Origin of the sequence: Shimia biformata (genome assembly GCF_016888515.1) — a bacterium.
Lineage (GTDB): Bacteria > Pseudomonadota > Alphaproteobacteria > Rhodobacterales > Rhodobacteraceae > Shimia_A > Shimia_A biformata.
Genome location: NZ_JAFEJK010000001.1, coordinates 857,752 through 874,456 on the forward strand (window position 1 = coordinate 857,752; position 16,705 = coordinate 874,456).

13 protein-coding genes are annotated in these 16,705 nt (G+C 61.0%); 8 read left to right on the forward strand and 5 right to left on the reverse strand.

What is annotated here, in order from left to right; all coding sequences use genetic code 11:
• Positions 1–23 precede the first annotated feature (23 nt).
• Entirely contained in the window at positions 24–2,873 is a 2,850-nt protein-coding gene (gene gcvP, locus JQ863_RS04135; RefSeq protein ID WP_204113055.1) for an aminomethyl-transferring glycine dehydrogenase, read from the forward strand.
• Between the two features lie 66 nt (positions 2,874–2,939).
• Here the strand turns inward: gcvP and JQ863_RS04140 are convergent, their stop codons facing one another.
• Together JQ863_RS04140 and JQ863_RS04145 are read right to left on the reverse strand one after the other, a co-directional pair.
• Positions 2,940–5,465, reverse strand: coding sequence for an ABC transporter permease (locus JQ863_RS04140; protein WP_204113056.1), 2,526 nt, complete (start codon positions 5,463–5,465; stop codon positions 2,940–2,942).
• Entirely contained in the window at positions 5,462–6,145 is a 684-nt protein-coding gene (locus JQ863_RS04145) for an ABC transporter ATP-binding protein (RefSeq protein WP_204113057.1), read from the reverse strand. Before JQ863_RS04145 ends, JQ863_RS04140 begins: the two co-directional genes overlap by 4 nt.
• Positions 6,146–6,199: 54 nt before the next feature.
• Here JQ863_RS04145 and JQ863_RS04150 point away from each other — a divergent pair, with 54 nt between their 5' ends.
• The 4 genes from JQ863_RS04150 (at position 6,200) to preA (ending at position 10,252) form a co-directional block, all read left to right on the forward strand.
• Positions 6,200–6,832 carry an arylesterase gene (locus JQ863_RS04150; RefSeq protein WP_204115051.1) on the forward strand — a complete coding sequence of 211 codons (633 nt, stop codon included), beginning with the start codon at positions 6,200–6,202 and terminating at the stop codon, positions 6,830–6,832.
• Between the two features lie 2 nt (positions 6,833–6,834).
• The gene (locus JQ863_RS04155; protein WP_204113058.1) at positions 6,835–7,446 is read left to right on the forward strand and encodes an SOS response-associated peptidase; all 612 of its coding nucleotides are present in this window, start codon (positions 6,835–6,837) and stop codon (positions 7,444–7,446) included.
• A 163-nt stretch (positions 7,447–7,609) separates the two neighbouring features.
• On the forward strand, positions 7,610–8,932 hold the full coding sequence (locus JQ863_RS04160) for an NAD(P)-dependent oxidoreductase (protein ID WP_204113059.1): 1,323 nt from the start codon (positions 7,610–7,612) through the stop codon (positions 8,930–8,932).
• Between the two features lie 15 nt (positions 8,933–8,947).
• On the forward strand, positions 8,948–10,252 hold the full coding sequence (gene preA, locus JQ863_RS04165; RefSeq protein WP_204113060.1) for an NAD-dependent dihydropyrimidine dehydrogenase subunit PreA: 1,305 nt from the start codon (positions 8,948–8,950) through the stop codon (positions 10,250–10,252).
• A gap of 94 nt (positions 10,253–10,346) precedes the next feature.
• On the opposite strand, the gene JQ863_RS04170 is transcribed toward preA, so the two are convergent.
• The 3 genes from JQ863_RS04170 to JQ863_RS04180 form a co-directional block, all read right to left on the reverse strand.
• Positions 10,347–11,498, reverse strand: a complete 1,152-nt coding sequence (locus JQ863_RS04170) for an MFS transporter (protein ID WP_239113206.1) — start codon at positions 11,496–11,498, stop codon at positions 10,347–10,349.
• Between the two features lie 14 nt (positions 11,499–11,512).
• The gene (locus JQ863_RS04175; RefSeq protein ID WP_204113061.1) at positions 11,513–12,136 is read right to left on the reverse strand and encodes a TetR family transcriptional regulator C-terminal domain-containing protein; all 624 of its coding nucleotides are present in this window, start codon (positions 12,134–12,136) and stop codon (positions 11,513–11,515) included.
• 80 nt (positions 12,137–12,216) lie between these two features.
• Entirely contained in the window at positions 12,217–12,852 is a 636-nt protein-coding gene (locus JQ863_RS04180; protein ID WP_204113062.1) for a TetR/AcrR family transcriptional regulator, read from the reverse strand.
• A gap of 130 nt (positions 12,853–12,982) precedes the next feature.
• On the opposite strand from JQ863_RS04180, the gene JQ863_RS04185 reads away from it, so the two are divergent.
• The 3 genes from JQ863_RS04185 to JQ863_RS04195 all read left to right on the forward strand — a co-directional run bounded on the left by JQ863_RS04185 (position 12,983) and on the right by JQ863_RS04195 (position 16,639).
• The gene (locus tag JQ863_RS04185; protein WP_204113063.1) at positions 12,983–14,233 is read left to right on the forward strand and encodes a Zn-dependent hydrolase; all 1,251 of its coding nucleotides are present in this window, start codon (positions 12,983–12,985) and stop codon (positions 14,231–14,233) included.
• 93 nt (positions 14,234–14,326) lie between these two features.
• Complete coding sequence (hydA, locus tag JQ863_RS04190) at positions 14,327–15,784, forward strand: dihydropyrimidinase (protein ID WP_204113064.1); 1,458 nt, start codon at positions 14,327–14,329, stop codon at positions 15,782–15,784.
• Between the two features lie 69 nt (positions 15,785–15,853).
• Positions 15,854–16,639: an ABC transporter ATP-binding protein gene (locus JQ863_RS04195; protein WP_204113065.1), complete on the forward strand. Its 786-nt coding sequence runs from the start codon at positions 15,854–15,856 to the stop codon at positions 16,637–16,639.
• Positions 16,640–16,705: the final 66 nt, after the last annotated feature.

A 16,705-nucleotide genomic window follows, 5' to 3' on the forward strand; every position in this document is an offset into this window, starting at 1 on the left:
AAGAAACAGCCCCCGAGGATCTCATGTCTTTCACCCCGACCGACTACCTGCCTTATGATTTTGCCAACCGGCGGCATATCGGACCTTCCCCGGAAGAGATGGCCGAAATGCTGAAAACGGTTGGTTCGGCAAGCCTTGAGGCGCTGATCGACGACACTGTGCCGAAAAGCATCCGCCAGAAGGAACCGCTGGAATTCGGCCGCCCGATGTCCGAACGCGAACTGCTGTTCCACATGCGCGAAACAGCGTCGAAGAACAAGGTGTTCACCTCGCTCATCGGGCAGGGGTATCACGGCACGGTCACCCCACCGGCAATCCAGCGCAACATTCTTGAAAACCCGGCTTGGTACACGGCCTATACGCCCTATCAGCCAGAGATCTCGCAAGGTCGCCTTGAGGCGCTTTTGAATTTCCAGACCATGATCTCGGATCTGACCGGGCTGGAGGTTGCCAATGCTTCGCTTCTGGACGAAGCCACAGCCTGTGCCGAAGCGATGACAATGGCGCAACGGGTGGCAAAATCGAAGGCGACGGCGTTCTTCGTGGACCGCGATTGCCACCCGCAGAATATCGAGGTGATCCGCACCCGCGCCGAGCCTCTGGGTATCAAGGTGATCGTCGGCAACCCGGACAAGCTGCAGGCGGACAAGGTGTTCGGCGCGCTGTTCCAGTATCCCGGCACCTATGGCCATGTGCGCGATTTCACCGATCAGATTGCGGCGCTGCATGAACACAAGGCTATTGGCATCGTCGCGGCGGACCCGTTGTCGCTGACCCTGCTCAAAGAACCCGGCGCGATGGGGGCGGACATCGCCATCGGCTCGACCCAGCGCTTCGGTGTGCCGGTTGGTTATGGCGGCCCGCACGCGGCGTATATGGCAACCAAGGACGCCTATAAACGTGCGATGCCGGGGCGGATCATCGGTGTGTCGATCGACAGCCACGGCAACCGCGCCTATCGCCTGTCCCTGCAGACCCGTGAACAACATATCCGCCGCGAGAAGGCCAATTCGAACGTCTGCACGGCACAGGCTTTGCTTGCGGTGATGGCGTCGATGTATGCGGTGTTCCACGGGCCGAAAGGTCTGAAGGCCATTGCGCAGCGTATCCACCGCAAGACCGTGCGGCTTGCGCGGGGGCTGGAGGAAGCCGGGTTCAAGGTCGACCCCAAGGCGTTTTTTGACACGATCACTGTGGATGTCGGCCCCCTTCAGGCGGCGGTTCTGAAATCGGCGCGGGACGAGGGCATCAACCTGCGGCCCGTCGGTGAAAAGCGCGTCGGCATCACGCTGGACGAAGCCACCCGGCCCGAGGTTGTCGAGGGCGTCTGGCGTGCCTTCGGCATCACCCGCAAGGACGATGACTATACGCCGGAATACCGCGTGCCCGAAAACATGCACCGCACCAGCGAGTATCTGACCCACCCGATCTTTCACATGAACCGGGCCGAGACCGAGATGATGCGCTATATGCGCCGTCTGGCGGACCGGGATCTTGCGCTGGACCGGGCAATGATCCCGCTGGGCTCCTGCACGATGAAGCTGAACTCGGCTGCCGAGATGATGCCGCTGTCATGGCCGGAGTTTGCCCATCTGCACCCCTTTGCCCCGGTCGATCAGGCCGAAGGTTACACCACGCTGATCGATGACCTGTCGGACATCCTGTGCAAGGTGACGGGCTATGATGCGATCTCGATGCAGCCGAACTCGGGCGCGCAGGGGGAATATGCGGGACTTCTGACCATCGCTGCCTATCACAAGGCCAATGGCGACAAGCACCGCAATATCTGCCTGATCCCGATGTCAGCGCACGGTACCAATCCCGCCAGTGCGATGATGGTCGGCTGGAAGGTGGTTCCGGTGAAATCGGCGGCCAATGGCGACATCGACCTTGACGATTTCCGCGAAAAGGCCGCGAAACATGCCGACAATCTGGCAGGTTGCATGATCACCTATCCGTCGACCCATGGTGTGTTCGAGGAAACCGTAATGGATGTCTGCAAGATCACCCATGAACATGGTGGGCAGGTTTACATCGACGGGGCGAACATGAATGCGATGGTTGGCTTGTCGCGTCCCGGTGACCTCGGCGGTGACGTGAGCCATTTGAACCTTCACAAGACCTTCGCCATCCCGCATGGCGGTGGTGGTCCCGGCATGGGGCCGATTGGGGTCAAAACGCACCTGACGCCGCATCTGCCTGGTCACCCGGAAACCGGCGGGACCGAGGGACCGGTTTCGGCGGCACCCTACGGGTCGGCGTCGATCCTGACGATTTCCTGGGCCTATTGCCTGATGATGGGGGGCGCGGGCCTGACACAGGCAACGCGAGTGGCAATCCTGAACGCCAACTATATCGCCAAGCGGTTGGAAGGCGCGTTTGACGTGCTTTACAAAGGGCCGACGGGACGTGTGGCGCATGAGTGCATCATTGACACCCGTCCCTTTGCCGACAGCGCTGGCATTACCGTCGAGGACATCGCCAAGCGGCTTATGGATGCCGGGTTCCACGCTCCGACGATGAGCTGGCCGGTGGCAGGCACCCTGATGATCGAGCCGACCGAGTCCGAGACCAAGGCCGAGCTGGATCGTTTCTGCGATGCGATGCTGGCGATCCGCGAGGAAATCCGCGCGATTGAGACGGGGGCGATGGACGCCGAAAACAACCCGCTGAAAAACGCGCCGCACACGATGGAAGACCTCGTGCGCGAATGGGATCGCCCCTATAGCCGTGAACAGGGCTGTTTCCCGCCTGGTGCGTTCCGGGTGGACAAATACTGGCCGCCGGTGAACCGGGTCGACAATGCCTGGGGCGACAGGAACCTGGTCTGCATCTGCCCGCCGATGGAGGATTACGCGGACGCGGCTGAGTAAACTGTCCGCCGCATCAGCAAAAAACAAGCGTTCGCCCTGACGGGCGGACGCTTTTTGTTTTCAACGTTACTCGCGTGCCCGAAGCACCCTTGCCGGGCTTGCGGCCAGCGGTTTCAGGCTGAAGGCCAGTGCTGTCACGAGATTGGCAAGGATGCCGCCCGCGATGATGGCCAATGCCGATGGCCAGATCACCGCGAATTCGGTTTCCAGTACATAATGGCTGACCGCCCAGCCGCCGATGATCCCGGCCAGCAGAGCAACGCCGCCTGCGCCTGCTCCCAATAGGATCGCGCGGGTGGCGAAGCTTGTCAGGATACGTCGTCGGGTTGCGCCCAGCGTCTTCAGGATGGCCGCCTCATATGCGCGCCGTGCCTGCCCTGTTGCCGCTGCACCGATCAGGACAAGGAACCCCGTCAACAGCGTGACTGCCGCGCCATAAGATGTGGCCGAGGCAAGATCGCCCAGCAGGTCTGCCACGCGGTTGATCGCATCCCGCACCCGGATTGCAGTCACGTTCGGGAACATCTGTGCAACGTCACGCAGAATCGCCGCCTCGGCCTGTTCCTCGGCATAGACGGTGGCGATGAAACTATGTGGCGCACCGGCCAGTGCAGATGGGTTCATGACCATGACAAAGCCCATTCCGGCGGTCGAGAAGTCGACTTCGCGCAGGCTGGTCAGGGTGGCCGTGATGTCGCGGCCAAGGATGTTGACGGTCAGGCTGTCGCCCAGGGTCAGGCCCATTTCGGCGGCTTCTTCAGCTGCAAAGCTGACTTGCGGTGGACCGTTGTAGTCGGCGCCCCACCAAGTTCCCGACGTTAGTGTTGTGGTTTCCGGCAACGCTCCGGCGTAGGTCACGCCCCGGTCGCCTTCCAGCACCCAGTGGTCGCCTGCGATTTCGGTTGCGGGGCGATCGTTGATCCGCGTTATGATTCCGCGCAGCATCGGGGCGCTTTCGATGCGGCTAACGGCAGGGTCGGTTTCTACGCGCTCGAGGAAGCCCGGCATCTGGTCCTTCTGGATGTCGACGAAGAAATAGCTGGGGGCGATGTCCGGCAGCTCACCGGCGATGGCGCGGCGCAGGTTGCCGTCGATCTGACCAACCGCCGCCAACACGGACAAGCCGATACCAAGAGAGAGGACCACGGGGACGGTTGCTTCTCCGGGGCCGCCGATGCTGTTCAATGCCCAGCGCAGCGTCGAACGGGTGCGGCTCAGCCGTGTGGCGCTGCGGGCAAGGATGCGGATGGCGGCGGCCGACAGAGCCAGAAGCAGCATCGCGCCGACAATGCCGCCCGCGGTCCAAAGCGTCAGCCGCCATGACCCGGAAAACAGGCTGGCAACGGCCAGAAGCCCACCGAGCAGCACCGATATCGCAACAAGAAACCGAGCGGCAGGCAGACGCCGCGACCCTTCGCCGTCACGAAACAGCGCCGCAGCACGCACATGTTCGATCCGCGCCAGCGGCCAAAGGGTGAAGATCACCGCCGTCAGCGCGCCATAGATCGCGGCTTCGGCCAGCGGCGCGGGATGGATGGCGAAAATCGCTGGGATTGGCAGCAGGGATTGCAACAAGGGACCAAGGATCACTGGCAGAAGTCCCCCCAGCAGCAGTCCCGCAGCGATTCCGATCAGCGCCAGCAGCCCGATCTGAAGGAAATAGGTCAGAAATATTGTGCGCCGGTCCGCGCCCAAGGTGCGCAGGATGGCCACGACTTCGGTCTTGGAATCAAGATAGGCGCGAACGGCCGTCGACACCCCGATCCCACCAACCGCAAGCCCCGACAGGCCGACCAGGACCAGGAATGCGCCCAGACGTTCTACAAATTCAGCCACGCCGGGGGCACCGTTGCGGCTGTCGCGCCAGCGCAGGCCGGTGGATTCAAATCGGTTTAGCGCGTCGGTGCTGACGGCGGCGAGATCGGTACCCGGCGGCAGATCAAGACGATACCTGGTCTCGAACAGTGTACCGGGTTGCAAAAGGCCGGAGTCAGCCAGCGCCTCTGTGCGTAACAGAGTGCGCGGACCCAGCCCGAACCCTGCCGTAGCGCTGTCGGGTTCATCAACCAGTGCAGCGGTCAGGACGAATTCCTGCGTGCCCAGGCGGAAACGGTCGCCAATCTCAAGCCGAAGCTGCGCAATCAGCACCGGCTCCATCACGGCACCGGGCATGCCGCCTTGTCCTTCGAGCGCTTGGTCAAGGGGGAGGGGAGGGTCAAGACCAACCTCGCCGATCAGCGGATAGAGGTCATCGACCGCCTTCACCTGGGTTAACCCGCGCAGGGCTTCGTCGCCGCGGTCGACCACTGCCATCGAGCGGAAATCAACGATCTCGGACGTTGCCAGGGCGGTTGCGCCCATCCACGCGCGTTCTTCGTCCGATGCAAAGCGATAGGTGAATTCGACCTCGGCGTCGCCTCCCAAGAGTGTCGCTCCTTCGGCGCTGATCCCTGCCTCTATCCCGGCGCGGACAGTGCCAATGGCGGCGATGGCGGCGACACCAAGGCAGAGGCAGATCAGGAAGATGCGGAAGCCGGTGACGCCACCGCGCAATTCCCGCCGCGCAAAACGTGCCGCCAATCGCAGGCTCATTGCGCGGCCTGGGACATGTTGTCGATCCGCCCATCGCGCAAGCGGATCACCCGGTCGCAGCGCGCCGCCAGCTCATTTGCGTGGGTAACGAGGACGAGTGTCGCGCCGTGGCGGTCGCGAAGGTCAAACAGAAGGTCCATGATCGCCTTGCCGTTCGCCTCGTCGAGATTGCCGGTCGGCTCATCCGCCAGAAGGATCTCGGGACGCGTCGCGGCGGCGCGGGCAAGGGCGACGCGCTGCTGTTCGCCCCCCGACAGTTGTGACGGATAATGTCCCACGCGGGAGCCAAGGCCGACCGCCTCAAGTTCGGACCGGGCACGTTTCATTGCATCGCTTTCGCCGGAAAGTTCCAGCGGGGTCGCCACGTTTTCCAGCGCGGTCATCGTGGGGATCAGGTGGAAGCTTTGGAAAACCACGCCCATGTGGTCGCGCCTGAGACGGGCCAGCGCGTCTTCGGTCATTGACGACAGGTCGTTGTCCAGAACCCGGACGGTGCCGCCTGTCGGACGTTCCAGCCCGCCCATAAGCATGAGCAGTGAGGATTTTCCTGACCCTGATGGTCCGACAAGGCCGATGGTCTCGCCGCGCGTGACGTCAAGCGTGATGCCATGCAGGATTTCCACCCGTCCGACATTGCTTTCCAGCGCCAGACGCGCATCTTGGAGAGAGATGACCGACATGAAAAGGACCGCCCGTTGAAAAACCTGTTGTTCCAATATGGGGCCTTGAAGGGCATGGGCAAGGTGGCAGCGCTTGTCTGGGGGATGGCAACCCCTGTTGTGGCAGAGCCTGTTCAGATCGCGGCGCTGGGCGATAGCCTGACACAAGGGTATGGGCTTGTTGCGGACGAGGGGTTGGTTCCGCAGCTTCAGGCTTGGCTTAACAGGAAGGGGGCCGAGGTCACGCTGGTTAATGCAGGGGTCTCGGGCGACACCACTGCGGGCGGGTTGGCGCGGATCGACTGGACGCTGACGCCGGAGGTCGAGGGTCTGATCGTGACATTGGGGGGCAATGACCTGCTGCGCGGGATCGATCCGGCCCACAGCCGCGAGAACCTGAGCGCCATCCTGTCGCGCGCCGAAGAAAAGGGGGTCGCGGTCTTGCTTGTCGGGATGACCGCGCCCGGCAATTTCGGACCTGAGTTCAAGGCGGAGTTTGACGCAATCTATCCAGAGCTGGCCGAGGATTACGGCATCCCATACGCCGGGCGGTTCTTTGACGCGTTCCCGACCGAGGACCCGGCAGAGGTGCTGGACCTGATGCAACCGGACGGCATCCATCCCAATGCCGCAGGCGTCTCGCGTATCGTCGAAGAGCTGGGTCCGGATGTGCTGCGGCTTGTCGACATGATCCGGAAACGGGACTGACGATGCCGGGCCGCCTGTTCCTGACAACACCGATGAGTGACATCGCGCATTGGTTGGGGATCGGGGATGACACGTGCGACGCGGAACCGCCACGCCGGAATATCCAGCCAGGACAAGAGGTCATCTGCCTGACGACTGACGGCTTTCAACGTATGCGGTGGGGAATGATCCCGGTCGGTCGAGTCAATGCGCGGGGCCGTCCGGTGATGGAAACGATCATTAATGCCCGGTCGGAAACCTTTTTCGACAAATCCGCCTTCGACGGAGTGGGGCGTTGTGCCTTGGTGGTGGATGGCTGGTATGAGTGGACAGGCGAGACGCGAAAAAAGACTGCGTGGCGAATTTGCGGACCGGAACCGCTGATCTTCGCGGCAATCTGCGATACATGGCAGGCTCCCGGCGGGCGGTCGCTGCGGCAGGTGGCTACGGTTACGTGCGCCCCAAATAGTGACTTGGAACCTATCCATCACCGCATGGGCGTCCTGCTTGAGCGAGGCGATGTCGAAACCTGGTTGCATGGCGACGACCAGGAGGCCGCCGCCCTGTGCAATCCTTGGCCCGAGGGCCGGTTGACCATCGAAAAGGCGGAGGATGTGGACTGGTCTGCACCCTGAGGTGCTGAAATCCAGATCATGACCCGGAAAAACCTGCCGAAATTTCGGGCAGGTGCCTAACCCCGTGTCCTTTCAATAATTTTACCAGTTGATAAAAATTTGGACCTGTGAGAGCATTTGACCAATGACAAAAGCAATAAACCCAGCCCAACAGCGAGGTAACATGACCAATTCTCCCTTCAGCGAAGGCGTCGTTCCGGCCCGCCTGAGCGCCGAGGCACTGGCCGAGAACTTCTCGGACTTGCATCCCCGGTTGGACGATCACGAGGCTTTGGTGGCGGCGGACCGCTGCTATTTCTGCCATGACGCGCCCTGCATGACCGCTTGTCCGACGGATATCGACATTCCGCTGTTCATCCGACAGATCGCCACCGGCACACCGGAAGCGGCAGCCAGGACGATCCTGAGCCAGAACATCCTTGGCGGCATGTGCGCCCGTGTCTGCCCGACCGAGACCCTGTGCGAAGAGGTCTGCGTGCGAGAGGTGGCCGAGGGCAAGCCGGTCACCATCGGACAGTTGCAACGCTATGCCACCGATCGGCTGATGGAAAAGGGCGACCACCCTTTCACCCGGGCCGCGGCGACCGGCAAGACCGTGGCGGTTGTTGGTGCGGGGCCGGCGGGTCTGGCCTGTGCGCACCGTCTGGCGATGCATGGACATGACGTTGTGATCCACGAGGCGCGCGAGAAATCCGGCGGTCTGAACGAATTTGGCATCGCGGCCTATAAATCGGTCGACGGGTTTGCGCAGGCCGAGGTCGATTGGCTGTTGCAGATCGGCGGGATCACGGTTGAGACCGGGTCTGTGCTGGGCAAGACCATCACTCTTGATGGGTTGCGGGACGCGTATGACGCGGTGTTCCTGTCCATCGGACTTGGTGGTGTGAATGCGCTGGGCCTCGACGGAGAGGATAAGTCGGGCGTTCTGGACGCGGTTGATTTCATCGCGGAGTTGCGTCAGGCGGATGACCTGACCAAGTTGGGTGTTGGCCGGGACGTGGTAGTGATCGGCGGTGGCATGACCGCAATTGACGCTGCGGTTCAGTCCAAGTTGCTGGGCGCGCTCAATGTCACGCTGGTCTATCGCCGTGGCCGTGACCGGATGAATGCCAGCCAGTTCGAACAGGACCTCGCTGCTTCGAAGGGGGTGCGGATCATCACCAATGCCTCGCCCAAAGCCATTCACGGCAACGGTGCGGTGCGCGAGATCGATTTCGAGTATACTGGTGACGACCTGAAGCCGACGGGCCAGACCGTCCGCATTCCTGCCGATCAGGTGCTGAAGGCCATCGGCCAATCGCTGGAAAGCGACGGGCTGCCGGAACTCGAAGGCCAGAAGATCAAGGTCACCGACACGGGCCGCACCTCGGTCGACGGTGTCTGGGCCGGGGGCGACTGTGCCTCGGGCGGGGATGACCTGACCGTGACGGCAGTGGCAGAGGGTCGCGATGCGGCCGAAGACATTCACGCGGCTTTGAGCGCGTAAAGAGGGGATCAGGACATGGCAGACCTCACATCGAAATTCGTCGGGATCAAATCCCCCAACCCGTTCTGGCTGGCCTCGGCGCCACCGACCGACAAGGAATACAACGTCCGCCGCGCGTTTGAGGCGGGCTGGGGCGGCGTCGTCTGGAAAACCCTGGGCGAAGCCGGACCGCCGGTCGTGAACGTGAACGGCCCGCGTTACGGCGCGATCCATGGCGCGGACCGCCGCTTGCTGGGGCTCAACAATATCGAGTTGATCACCGACCGTCCTCTCGAAGTGAACCTTGAGGAAATGGCACGGGTAAAGCGTGACTTCCCCGAACACGCACTTATCGCATCGGTCATGGTGCCCTGCGAGGAAGGCGCGTGGAAGGACATTCTTCCGGTGATTGCGGAGACTGGCTGTGACGGGTTCGAACTGAACTTCGGCTGTCCGCATGGCATGGCCGAACGCGGCATGGGATCGGCTGTCGGGCAGGTGCCGGAATATATCGAGATGGTGACGCGTTGGGCGAAAGAGGCAACCGGGTTGCCGGTGATCGTCAAGCTGACGCCGAACATCACCAACATCCTCTATCCGGCAACGGCGGCGATGAACGGTGGTGCGGATGCAGTGAGCCTGATCAACACGATCAACTCGATCACCAGCGTAAACCTTGACGTGATGAGCCCCGAGCCGATGATCGACGGCAAGGGCACCCATGGCGGTTATTGCGGCCCGGCGGTGAAGCCGATCGCGCTGAACATGGTGGCCGAGATTGCGCGTAACCCGGACACCGCGAAACTTCCGATCAGCGGCATTGGCGGAATCACCACGTGGCGCGATGCGGCCGAGTTCATGGCGCTGGGCGCGGGCAACGTTCAGGTTTGCACTGCCGCCATGACCTATGGGTTCAAGATCGTGCAGGAAATGATCTCGGGTCTCAGCCAGTGGATGGACGAGAAGGGCTATGAAAGCACGGCAGACTTCGTCGGTATGGCGACGCCAAACGTGACCGATTGGCAATATCTGAACCTCAACCATGTCACCAAGGCGGTCATCAATCAGGACGATTGCATCAAGTGCGGGCGCTGCTATGCGGCATGCGAGGACACCAGTCACCAGGCGATTGCCATGTCGGACGATCGCGTATTCACCGTTAAGGATGACGAATGCGTCGCCTGCAACCTGTGTGTCAATGTCTGCCCGGTTGAGGGTTGCATTACGATGAAAACGCTGGCTCCGGGCGAATTGGATGAGCGTACCGGCACACCGGTCGCGGCCGAATACGGTAACTGGACGACCCATCCGAACAATCCGACGGTCTCAGCCGCCGAGTAAACTAGTCCTCCGACCCGTTCGCGTGTCTCCTCCCCGCGACGGATCGGCCAGAACGCCCCCGGTGAAACTCCGGGGGCGTTTTGTTTTGGGCGTGTTACTCGGGTGGGCGCAACACCGGCGCCAGGGTGATGGTCACGATTGCCAGCAGGCCAAGCAGCGAAAATGCGGCGGGCAGGCCAAGCGCATGAGCAATGAAGCCAATGGTCGGTGGCCCCATCAACATCCCGCCATAGGACAGGGTGGCCACACGAGCGATGGCCTGCGCCTGCGGTAATTCGGGATCATTGGCGGCGCGGGTAAAGGCAAGCGGCACCACCAGCGAGTAGCCAAGCCCAAGGCAAACCAACCCAGCCAACGCGGTCATCGGGGTTGAAATGACAACCATCAGCACCACGCCGACCAGGGCAATCACTCCGCTGACCCGCATGGCGCGAATGGGTCCAAGGATCCGGGTCACAAAGGCGCCGCTGAGGCGCGTGCCGACCATTGTGGCAGAAAACACCGCATATCCGGCGGCGGCAACAGTGTCCGACGCAAGGGTGACATCGCGCAAATAGACCGCGCTCCAATCCGCCATCGCACCTTCGCCCAGTGTCGAGCAAAGTGTCAGTAGCCCAACCAGCAGAAGCGGACCTGTGGGGATATGAAGGCCCGATTTGGCCTTTTGCGGTGATGCCGCAGAAACCCATGGGATGGCTGCCAAAGCAAGGCAGGTTGCGGTCAATACTCCCCCTGCGATCAGAAAATGGGGCTGTGGCGCGGCGTCGAGCCAGGCCGCGAGCGCGCCCGAGGCTGCGCCGACACCTGCGCCGAGGCTCCACATTGCATGAAAGACGGGCATGTCGGCGCGCTTGTGAACGCGGTCGGATTCGGCGGCCCAGGCGTTCATTGCGACATCCATCGCGCCATGGGTCGCGCCGAACATGAACAATGCAACTGGCAAAGTGAAAAGCGACGGCGAAAACGCAATGGCCAGCAACGAAACCGCGTTGGCCAAGCCAAGCCAGCGTGACACGCGTGCCGCTCCGAACCGGTCGGACAGGCGTCCCGCCAGTGGAAATGACAGGATGGCACCCACGCCGAGCAGCAGCAAAAGCAGGCCGAGTGTTGAATGCTCGAGTTGAAAGCGGTCCTTTATTGCGGGAATACGTGAAGCCCAGATACCGAATAACCCGCCGTTCAGGGCAAACATTCCGGTCACGGCCCACCAGACACGTCGGGCGCTCGGGGTATCTAGCTCTTGCATCCCAATGTCGGCTGTCACGGGGTCAGAAGCTTTCGATACATCTTTTCAAGAAAATCCGCGGCACCATCGACAACCCCGGTTTCGCCTGCCATCAGGACACCGACCTGAGCGTCGAAATCGGCATAGTGCTGGGTCGTGGCCCAGATCGAAAAGATCAGGTGACGCGGATCGCTTTGGGCAAGCCTGCCGTCGTCCATCCAGTTTCGGATCAGCGCGCATTTCTCATCGAAAAGCGGTTTCAACCCGCTTTCCAGATGTGGCCCCATGCGCGGCGCACCTTGCAGGATCTCATTTGCAAACAGGCGACTTTCGCGCGGAAACTCCCGCGTCATCTCGACCTTGCGGCGCACATAGGCAAGGATTTCCTCAAGCGGGGAGCCGTCGGGATCGAGGTGGTCCAGCGGGTCCAGCCAGCTGTCCATCAACTTGTTCAGCAAAGTGACATGGATGTCTTCCTTGCCGCCGAAATAATAAAGGATATTCGGCTTGGACAGGCCCGCTTGTTCGGCGATCTGATCCAGCGTCGCGCCACGGTAGCCGTGTTGCGAGAAGACCTCGAGCGCTGCATCAAGAATGCGTTTGCGATTGCGCAGCTGGATGCGGCTGGGCTTCTTCTTCGCGGTCGCGACATCGGGCATCGGCAGTCTTTCCTGTTTGCGTGTTCGCAAAAGCCTAATGGCTTGCGGCCAACGGGTCCAGCAACCCTGTTCGCCGCGTGTTAGTCGAGGGCGCCGATCCCGCGCAGGATGATCTGTTTGACCGAGGTCTTGGCGGCTTCCCACTGAGCGTTGCTCAGCGACTTGCCGCCATTCAGCGTTTCGATCTGGTGGCCGAAGTCTGCATAATGCTGGGTGGTTGCCCAGAGCATGTAGAGCAGGTGGCGCGGGTCGATCGGATCCATGCGGCCTTCTTCGATCCAGCGTTCGATCACCTTGGCGCGGCCGTCAGTCCAGTCCAGAAGCGTGGTTTCCAGATAATCTTGGATCACAGGCGCGCCGTGCATGACCTCGGTTGCCCAGACTTTGGACCCCTCAGGGTGGCGGCGCGAGATCTCCATCTTGGCGTCGATATAGGCGCCCAATCCTTCAGCAGGGCCGTCAGCCGCGTCAAAAATGTCGGCCGCCTGCAGCCATATCTGAAAAATGTTCTGCACGACCTGCCGATACAGCGCCTCTTTCGTCGGGAAATAGTAATGCAGGTTGGCTTTTGGCAGTCCCGCGACATCCGCGATCAACTGCATCGTGGCGCCGCCAAACCCTGCTTCTGAAAAGACTTTTTCCGCTGCTGCCAAAATAAGCGTTTCGCTTTCCTGGCGCCTGTCTTTTTTGCTGCTCGAACGGACGGGTTGGGGCATCTGACGGGGTTCCAGAAATTTCTTGACCGGTTGGTCAGGTTGTGGTGGGCTGATCTTGACCATACGGTCAGGATAATCGCGATTTCAAGAGGCCAAAAGGCCCACGCGTCAAATCATGGGAGACGACACCATGCCAGCGCCTGGCGAAAACCTGAAGATCAATGCCGATCGGCTGTGGGACAGCCTGATGGAAATGGCCAAGATTGGCCCCGGTATCGCCGGGGGCAACAATCGTCAGACGCTGACGGATGAAGATGCCGAGGGGCGCGCGCTGTTCCAGAAATGGTGTGAAGATGTCGGCTGCACAATGGGTGTTGATGAAATCGGCAACATGTTCGCGACCTATCCTGGCACTGATCCCGACGCGCTTCCGGTCTATGTCGGGTCTCACCTGGATACTCAGCCAACGGGCGGAAAGTATGACGGTGTTCTTGGTGTGCTGGGGGGCTTGGAAGTCCTGCGCACAATGAAAGATCTTGGCATCAAGACCAAGCACCCGATTGTTGTCACCAACTGGACCAACGAAGAGGGCACCCGCTATGCGCCGGCGATGCTGGCCTCGGGGGTGTTTGCCGGTAAGCACACACTGGACTGGGCCTATGACCGGGTCGACGCTGAGGGAAAGCGGTTCGGCGATGAACTTGAGCGGATCGGCTGGAAAGGCGACGAGAAGGTCGGTGACCGCAAGATGCACGCCATGTTCGAGTTGCATATCGAGCAGGGCCCCATTCTGGAGGCCGAGGGTAAGGACATTGGTGTCGTCACCCACGGGCAGGGGCTGCGCTGGATTGAATGCACGATCACAGGCAAGGAAAGCCATACCGGGTCGACCCCGATGCATATGCGCAAGAATGCCGGGCGCGGGTTGGCGCTGGTGACCGAACTGGTCCACGAGATTGCCATGAAGAACCAGCCCAACGCGGTTGGGGCGATTGGACATATCGACGTCTATCCCAACAGTCGCAACATCATCCCCGGCAAGGTTGTGTTCACCGTAGACATGCGCACGCATCTTCTGGACAAGTTGAATGGCATGGTCGACGAATTCATGGAACGCGCGCCGAAACTGTGTGAAGACATCGGCGTTACGTTCGAATGCGAGATTGTCGGACAGTTCGACCCGCCCGCCTTTGATCCAACCTGCGTGAGTGCGATCCGAAATGCGGCCGAGCGGCTGGGATACAGCCATATGGATATCGTGTCCGGCGCGGGTCACGATGCCTGCTGGATCAACGATGTGGCGCCGACGGCAATGGTGATGTGCCCCTGCGTCGACGGGTTGAGCCACAATGAAGCGGAAGAGATTTCCAAGGAATGGGCCGCTGCTGGAGCCGATGTGCTGATGCATGCGGTTCTGGAAACGGCGGAGATCGTGGAGTGATTTGAGAGGGTCGCCGGGGCGCTGCCCCGGACCCCGAGGTATTTCCGGCAAGAGGAAACGGCGGCGTAGTCCCCGCCCACAGGGAGAAAGATAATGGCAAGCAAAGTCATCAAGAACGGAACCATCGTCACCGCGGATCTGACCTATAAGGCAGATGTGCTGGTTGAAGGTGGCGTTATCACCGAAATCGGCCAGGACCTGAAAGGGGACGAGGTTCTTGATGCGACCGGGTGTTACGTCATGCCGGGTGGGATCGACCCGCATGTGCATCTGGAAATGCCGTTCATGGGCACCTATTCGTCGGATGACTTTGAATCCGGCACCCGCGCCGGGCTGGCGGGCGGCACCACGATGGTTGTGGATTTCTGCCTGCCGAACCAGGGCGAAAGTCTGCTGGACGCGATCAAGCGCTGGGACAACAAGTCGACGCGCGCGAACTGTGACTACTCGTTCCACATGGCGGTGACCTGGTGGGGCGAACAGGTCTTCAACGACATGAAAACCGTGATCGAGGATCGCGGCATCAACACATTCAAGCATTTCCTGGCCTACAAGGGCGCGCTGATGGTGAATGATGATGAGCTTTTTGCCTCGTTCAATCGGTTGGCTGAGCTGGGTGGAATCGCCATGGTCCATGCCGAGAACGGTGATGTTGTGGCCGAGATGACAGCGAAGCTGTTGGCTGAGGGCAATACCGGGCCTGAGGCGCATGCCTATTCGCGGCCCTCTCAGGTCGAAGGCGAGGCGACAAATCGCGCAATCATGATTGCGGATATGGCAGGGGTACCGCTTTATGTGGTGCATACCTCTTGCGAGGAAGCCCACGAAGCCATCCGCCGGGCGCGGATGCAGGGCAAGCGGGTCTGGGGCGAGCCGTTGATTCAGCACCTGACGCTGGACGAAAGCGAGTATTTCAACAAGGACTGGGACCATGCCGCGCGTCGCGTCATGTCGCCCCCCTTCCGCAACCAGAAGCACCAGGATTCGCTTTGGGCGGGGCTTCAGGGCGGCACCCTGTCCGTTGTCGCAACCGACCATTGCGCCTTTACGACCGAACAGAAACGCTATGGTGTCGGCGATTTCTCGAAGATCCCGAACGGGACCGGTGGGCTTGAGGATCGGATGCCGATGCTTTGGACGCATGGGGTGAACACTGGGCGCCTGACACCGAATGAGTTTGTGGCGGTGACCTCGACCAATATCGCCAAGATTCTGAACTGTTATCCCAGGAAGGGCGCGGTTCTGGTCGGGGCGGATGCCGATCTTGTGGTCTGGGATCCTGAGAAGGAAAAGACCATCACGGCCTCCAGCCAGCAGTCGGCGATCGACTACAACGTGTTCGAAGGCCATCACGTCAAGGGCTTGCCGCGCTTCACACTGACACGCGGGCAGGTTGCGGTGAATGACGGTGCGATCCAGACGCAGGAAGGCCACGGCAAGTTCGTGGCGCGCGAGGCGAACACCACAGTCAACAAGGCGCTTTCGACCTGGAAAGAACTGACTGCGCCCCGGCCCGTCGAGCGGACGGGTATTCCGGCAACTGGTGTGTAGTTTTTGCTGCCAACCGTGCCACTCGTCACCAGCAAATGCGCCAGCAATAGCCAGAAGATTGAGACCTGAATGAACGACACCACAGTCATCGCGGCCAAGAACCTGAGCCTGACTTTTCAGACAAATGACGGGCCTGTGCACGCCTTGAAGGATGTCAACCTGGACGTCCAGAAGGGCGATTTCGTCAGCTTCATTGGCCCGTCGGGCTGTGGCAAAACGACGTTCCTGCGCTGTATCGCCGATCTCGAGCATCCGACGGCAGGTGAGATTACAGTCAATGGCATGAGTGCGGAACAGGCGCGCAAGGCCAGGGCTTATGGCTATGTCTTTCAGGCGGCGGGGCTTTATCCGTGGCGCACGATCGGCGGCAACATTCGTCTGCCGCTTGAGATCATGGGATATGACAAGGCCGATCAGGACCGGCGCGTGAAAGAGGTGCTGGAGCTGGTGCATCTCGACAATTTTGAGAAGAAGTTTCCGTGGCAATTGTCGGGCGGGATGCAGCAACGTGCGTCAATCGCCCGGGCGTTGGCCTTTGATGCCGACATCCTGCTGATGGACGAACCCTTTGGCGCGCTGGACGAAATCGTGCGCGACCATCTGAACGAACAACTGCTTGAGCTTTGGGCACGGACCAACAAGACCATCGGTTTTGTGACCCATTCGATCCCCGAAGCGGTCTATCTCTCGACGAAGATTGTGGTGATGAGCCCTCGTCCGGGCCGGATAACGGATGTGATCGAAAGCACGCTTCCCAGGGAACGTCCGCTGGATATCCGCGACACGCCGGAATTCATCGAAATCGCGCATCGGGTTCGCGACGGGTTGAGAGCGGGGCATGGCGATGAACACTAAGCAACGGATTGCTGCTTCGAAGGATGTTGCCGGCGACAGTGTTCGAGGAGCATTGAAAACGGTGGA

Coding starts and splice junctions, on each gene's coding strand:
- JQ863_RS04160 (WP_204113059.1), top strand. CDS start 7,610: ATGACCAATTCTCCCTTCAGCGAAGGCGTCGTTCCGGCCCGCCTGAGC.
- JQ863_RS04170 (WP_239113206.1), bottom strand. CDS start 11,498: ATGCAAGAGCTAGATACCCCGAGCGCCCGACGTGTCTGGTGGGCCGTG.
- hydA (WP_204113064.1), top strand. CDS start 14,327: ATGGCAAGCAAAGTCATCAAGAACGGAACCATCGTCACCGCGGATCTG.
- gcvP (WP_204113055.1), top strand. CDS start 24: ATGTCTTTCACCCCGACCGACTACCTGCCTTATGATTTTGCCAACCGG.
- JQ863_RS04175 (WP_204113061.1), bottom strand. CDS start 12,136: ATGCCCGATGTCGCGACCGCGAAGAAGAAGCCCAGCCGCATCCAGCTG.
- JQ863_RS04140 (WP_204113056.1), bottom strand. CDS start 5,465: ATGAGCCTGCGATTGGCGGCACGTTTTGCGCGGCGGGAATTGCGCGGT.
- preA (WP_204113060.1), top strand. CDS start 8,948: ATGGCAGACCTCACATCGAAATTCGTCGGGATCAAATCCCCCAACCCG.
- JQ863_RS04150 (WP_204115051.1), top strand. CDS start 6,200: ATGGGCAAGGTGGCAGCGCTTGTCTGGGGGATGGCAACCCCTGTTGTG.
- JQ863_RS04180 (WP_204113062.1), bottom strand. CDS start 12,852: ATGCCCCAACCCGTCCGTTCGAGCAGCAAAAAAGACAGGCGCCAGGAA.
- JQ863_RS04195 (WP_204113065.1), top strand. CDS start 15,854: ATGAACGACACCACAGTCATCGCGGCCAAGAACCTGAGCCTGACTTTT.
- JQ863_RS04185 (WP_204113063.1), top strand. CDS start 12,983: ATGCCAGCGCCTGGCGAAAACCTGAAGATCAATGCCGATCGGCTGTGG.
- JQ863_RS04145 (WP_204113057.1), bottom strand. CDS start 6,145: ATGTCGGTCATCTCTCTCCAAGATGCGCGTCTGGCGCTGGAAAGCAAT.
- JQ863_RS04155 (WP_204113058.1), top strand. CDS start 6,835: ATGCCGGGCCGCCTGTTCCTGACAACACCGATGAGTGACATCGCGCAT.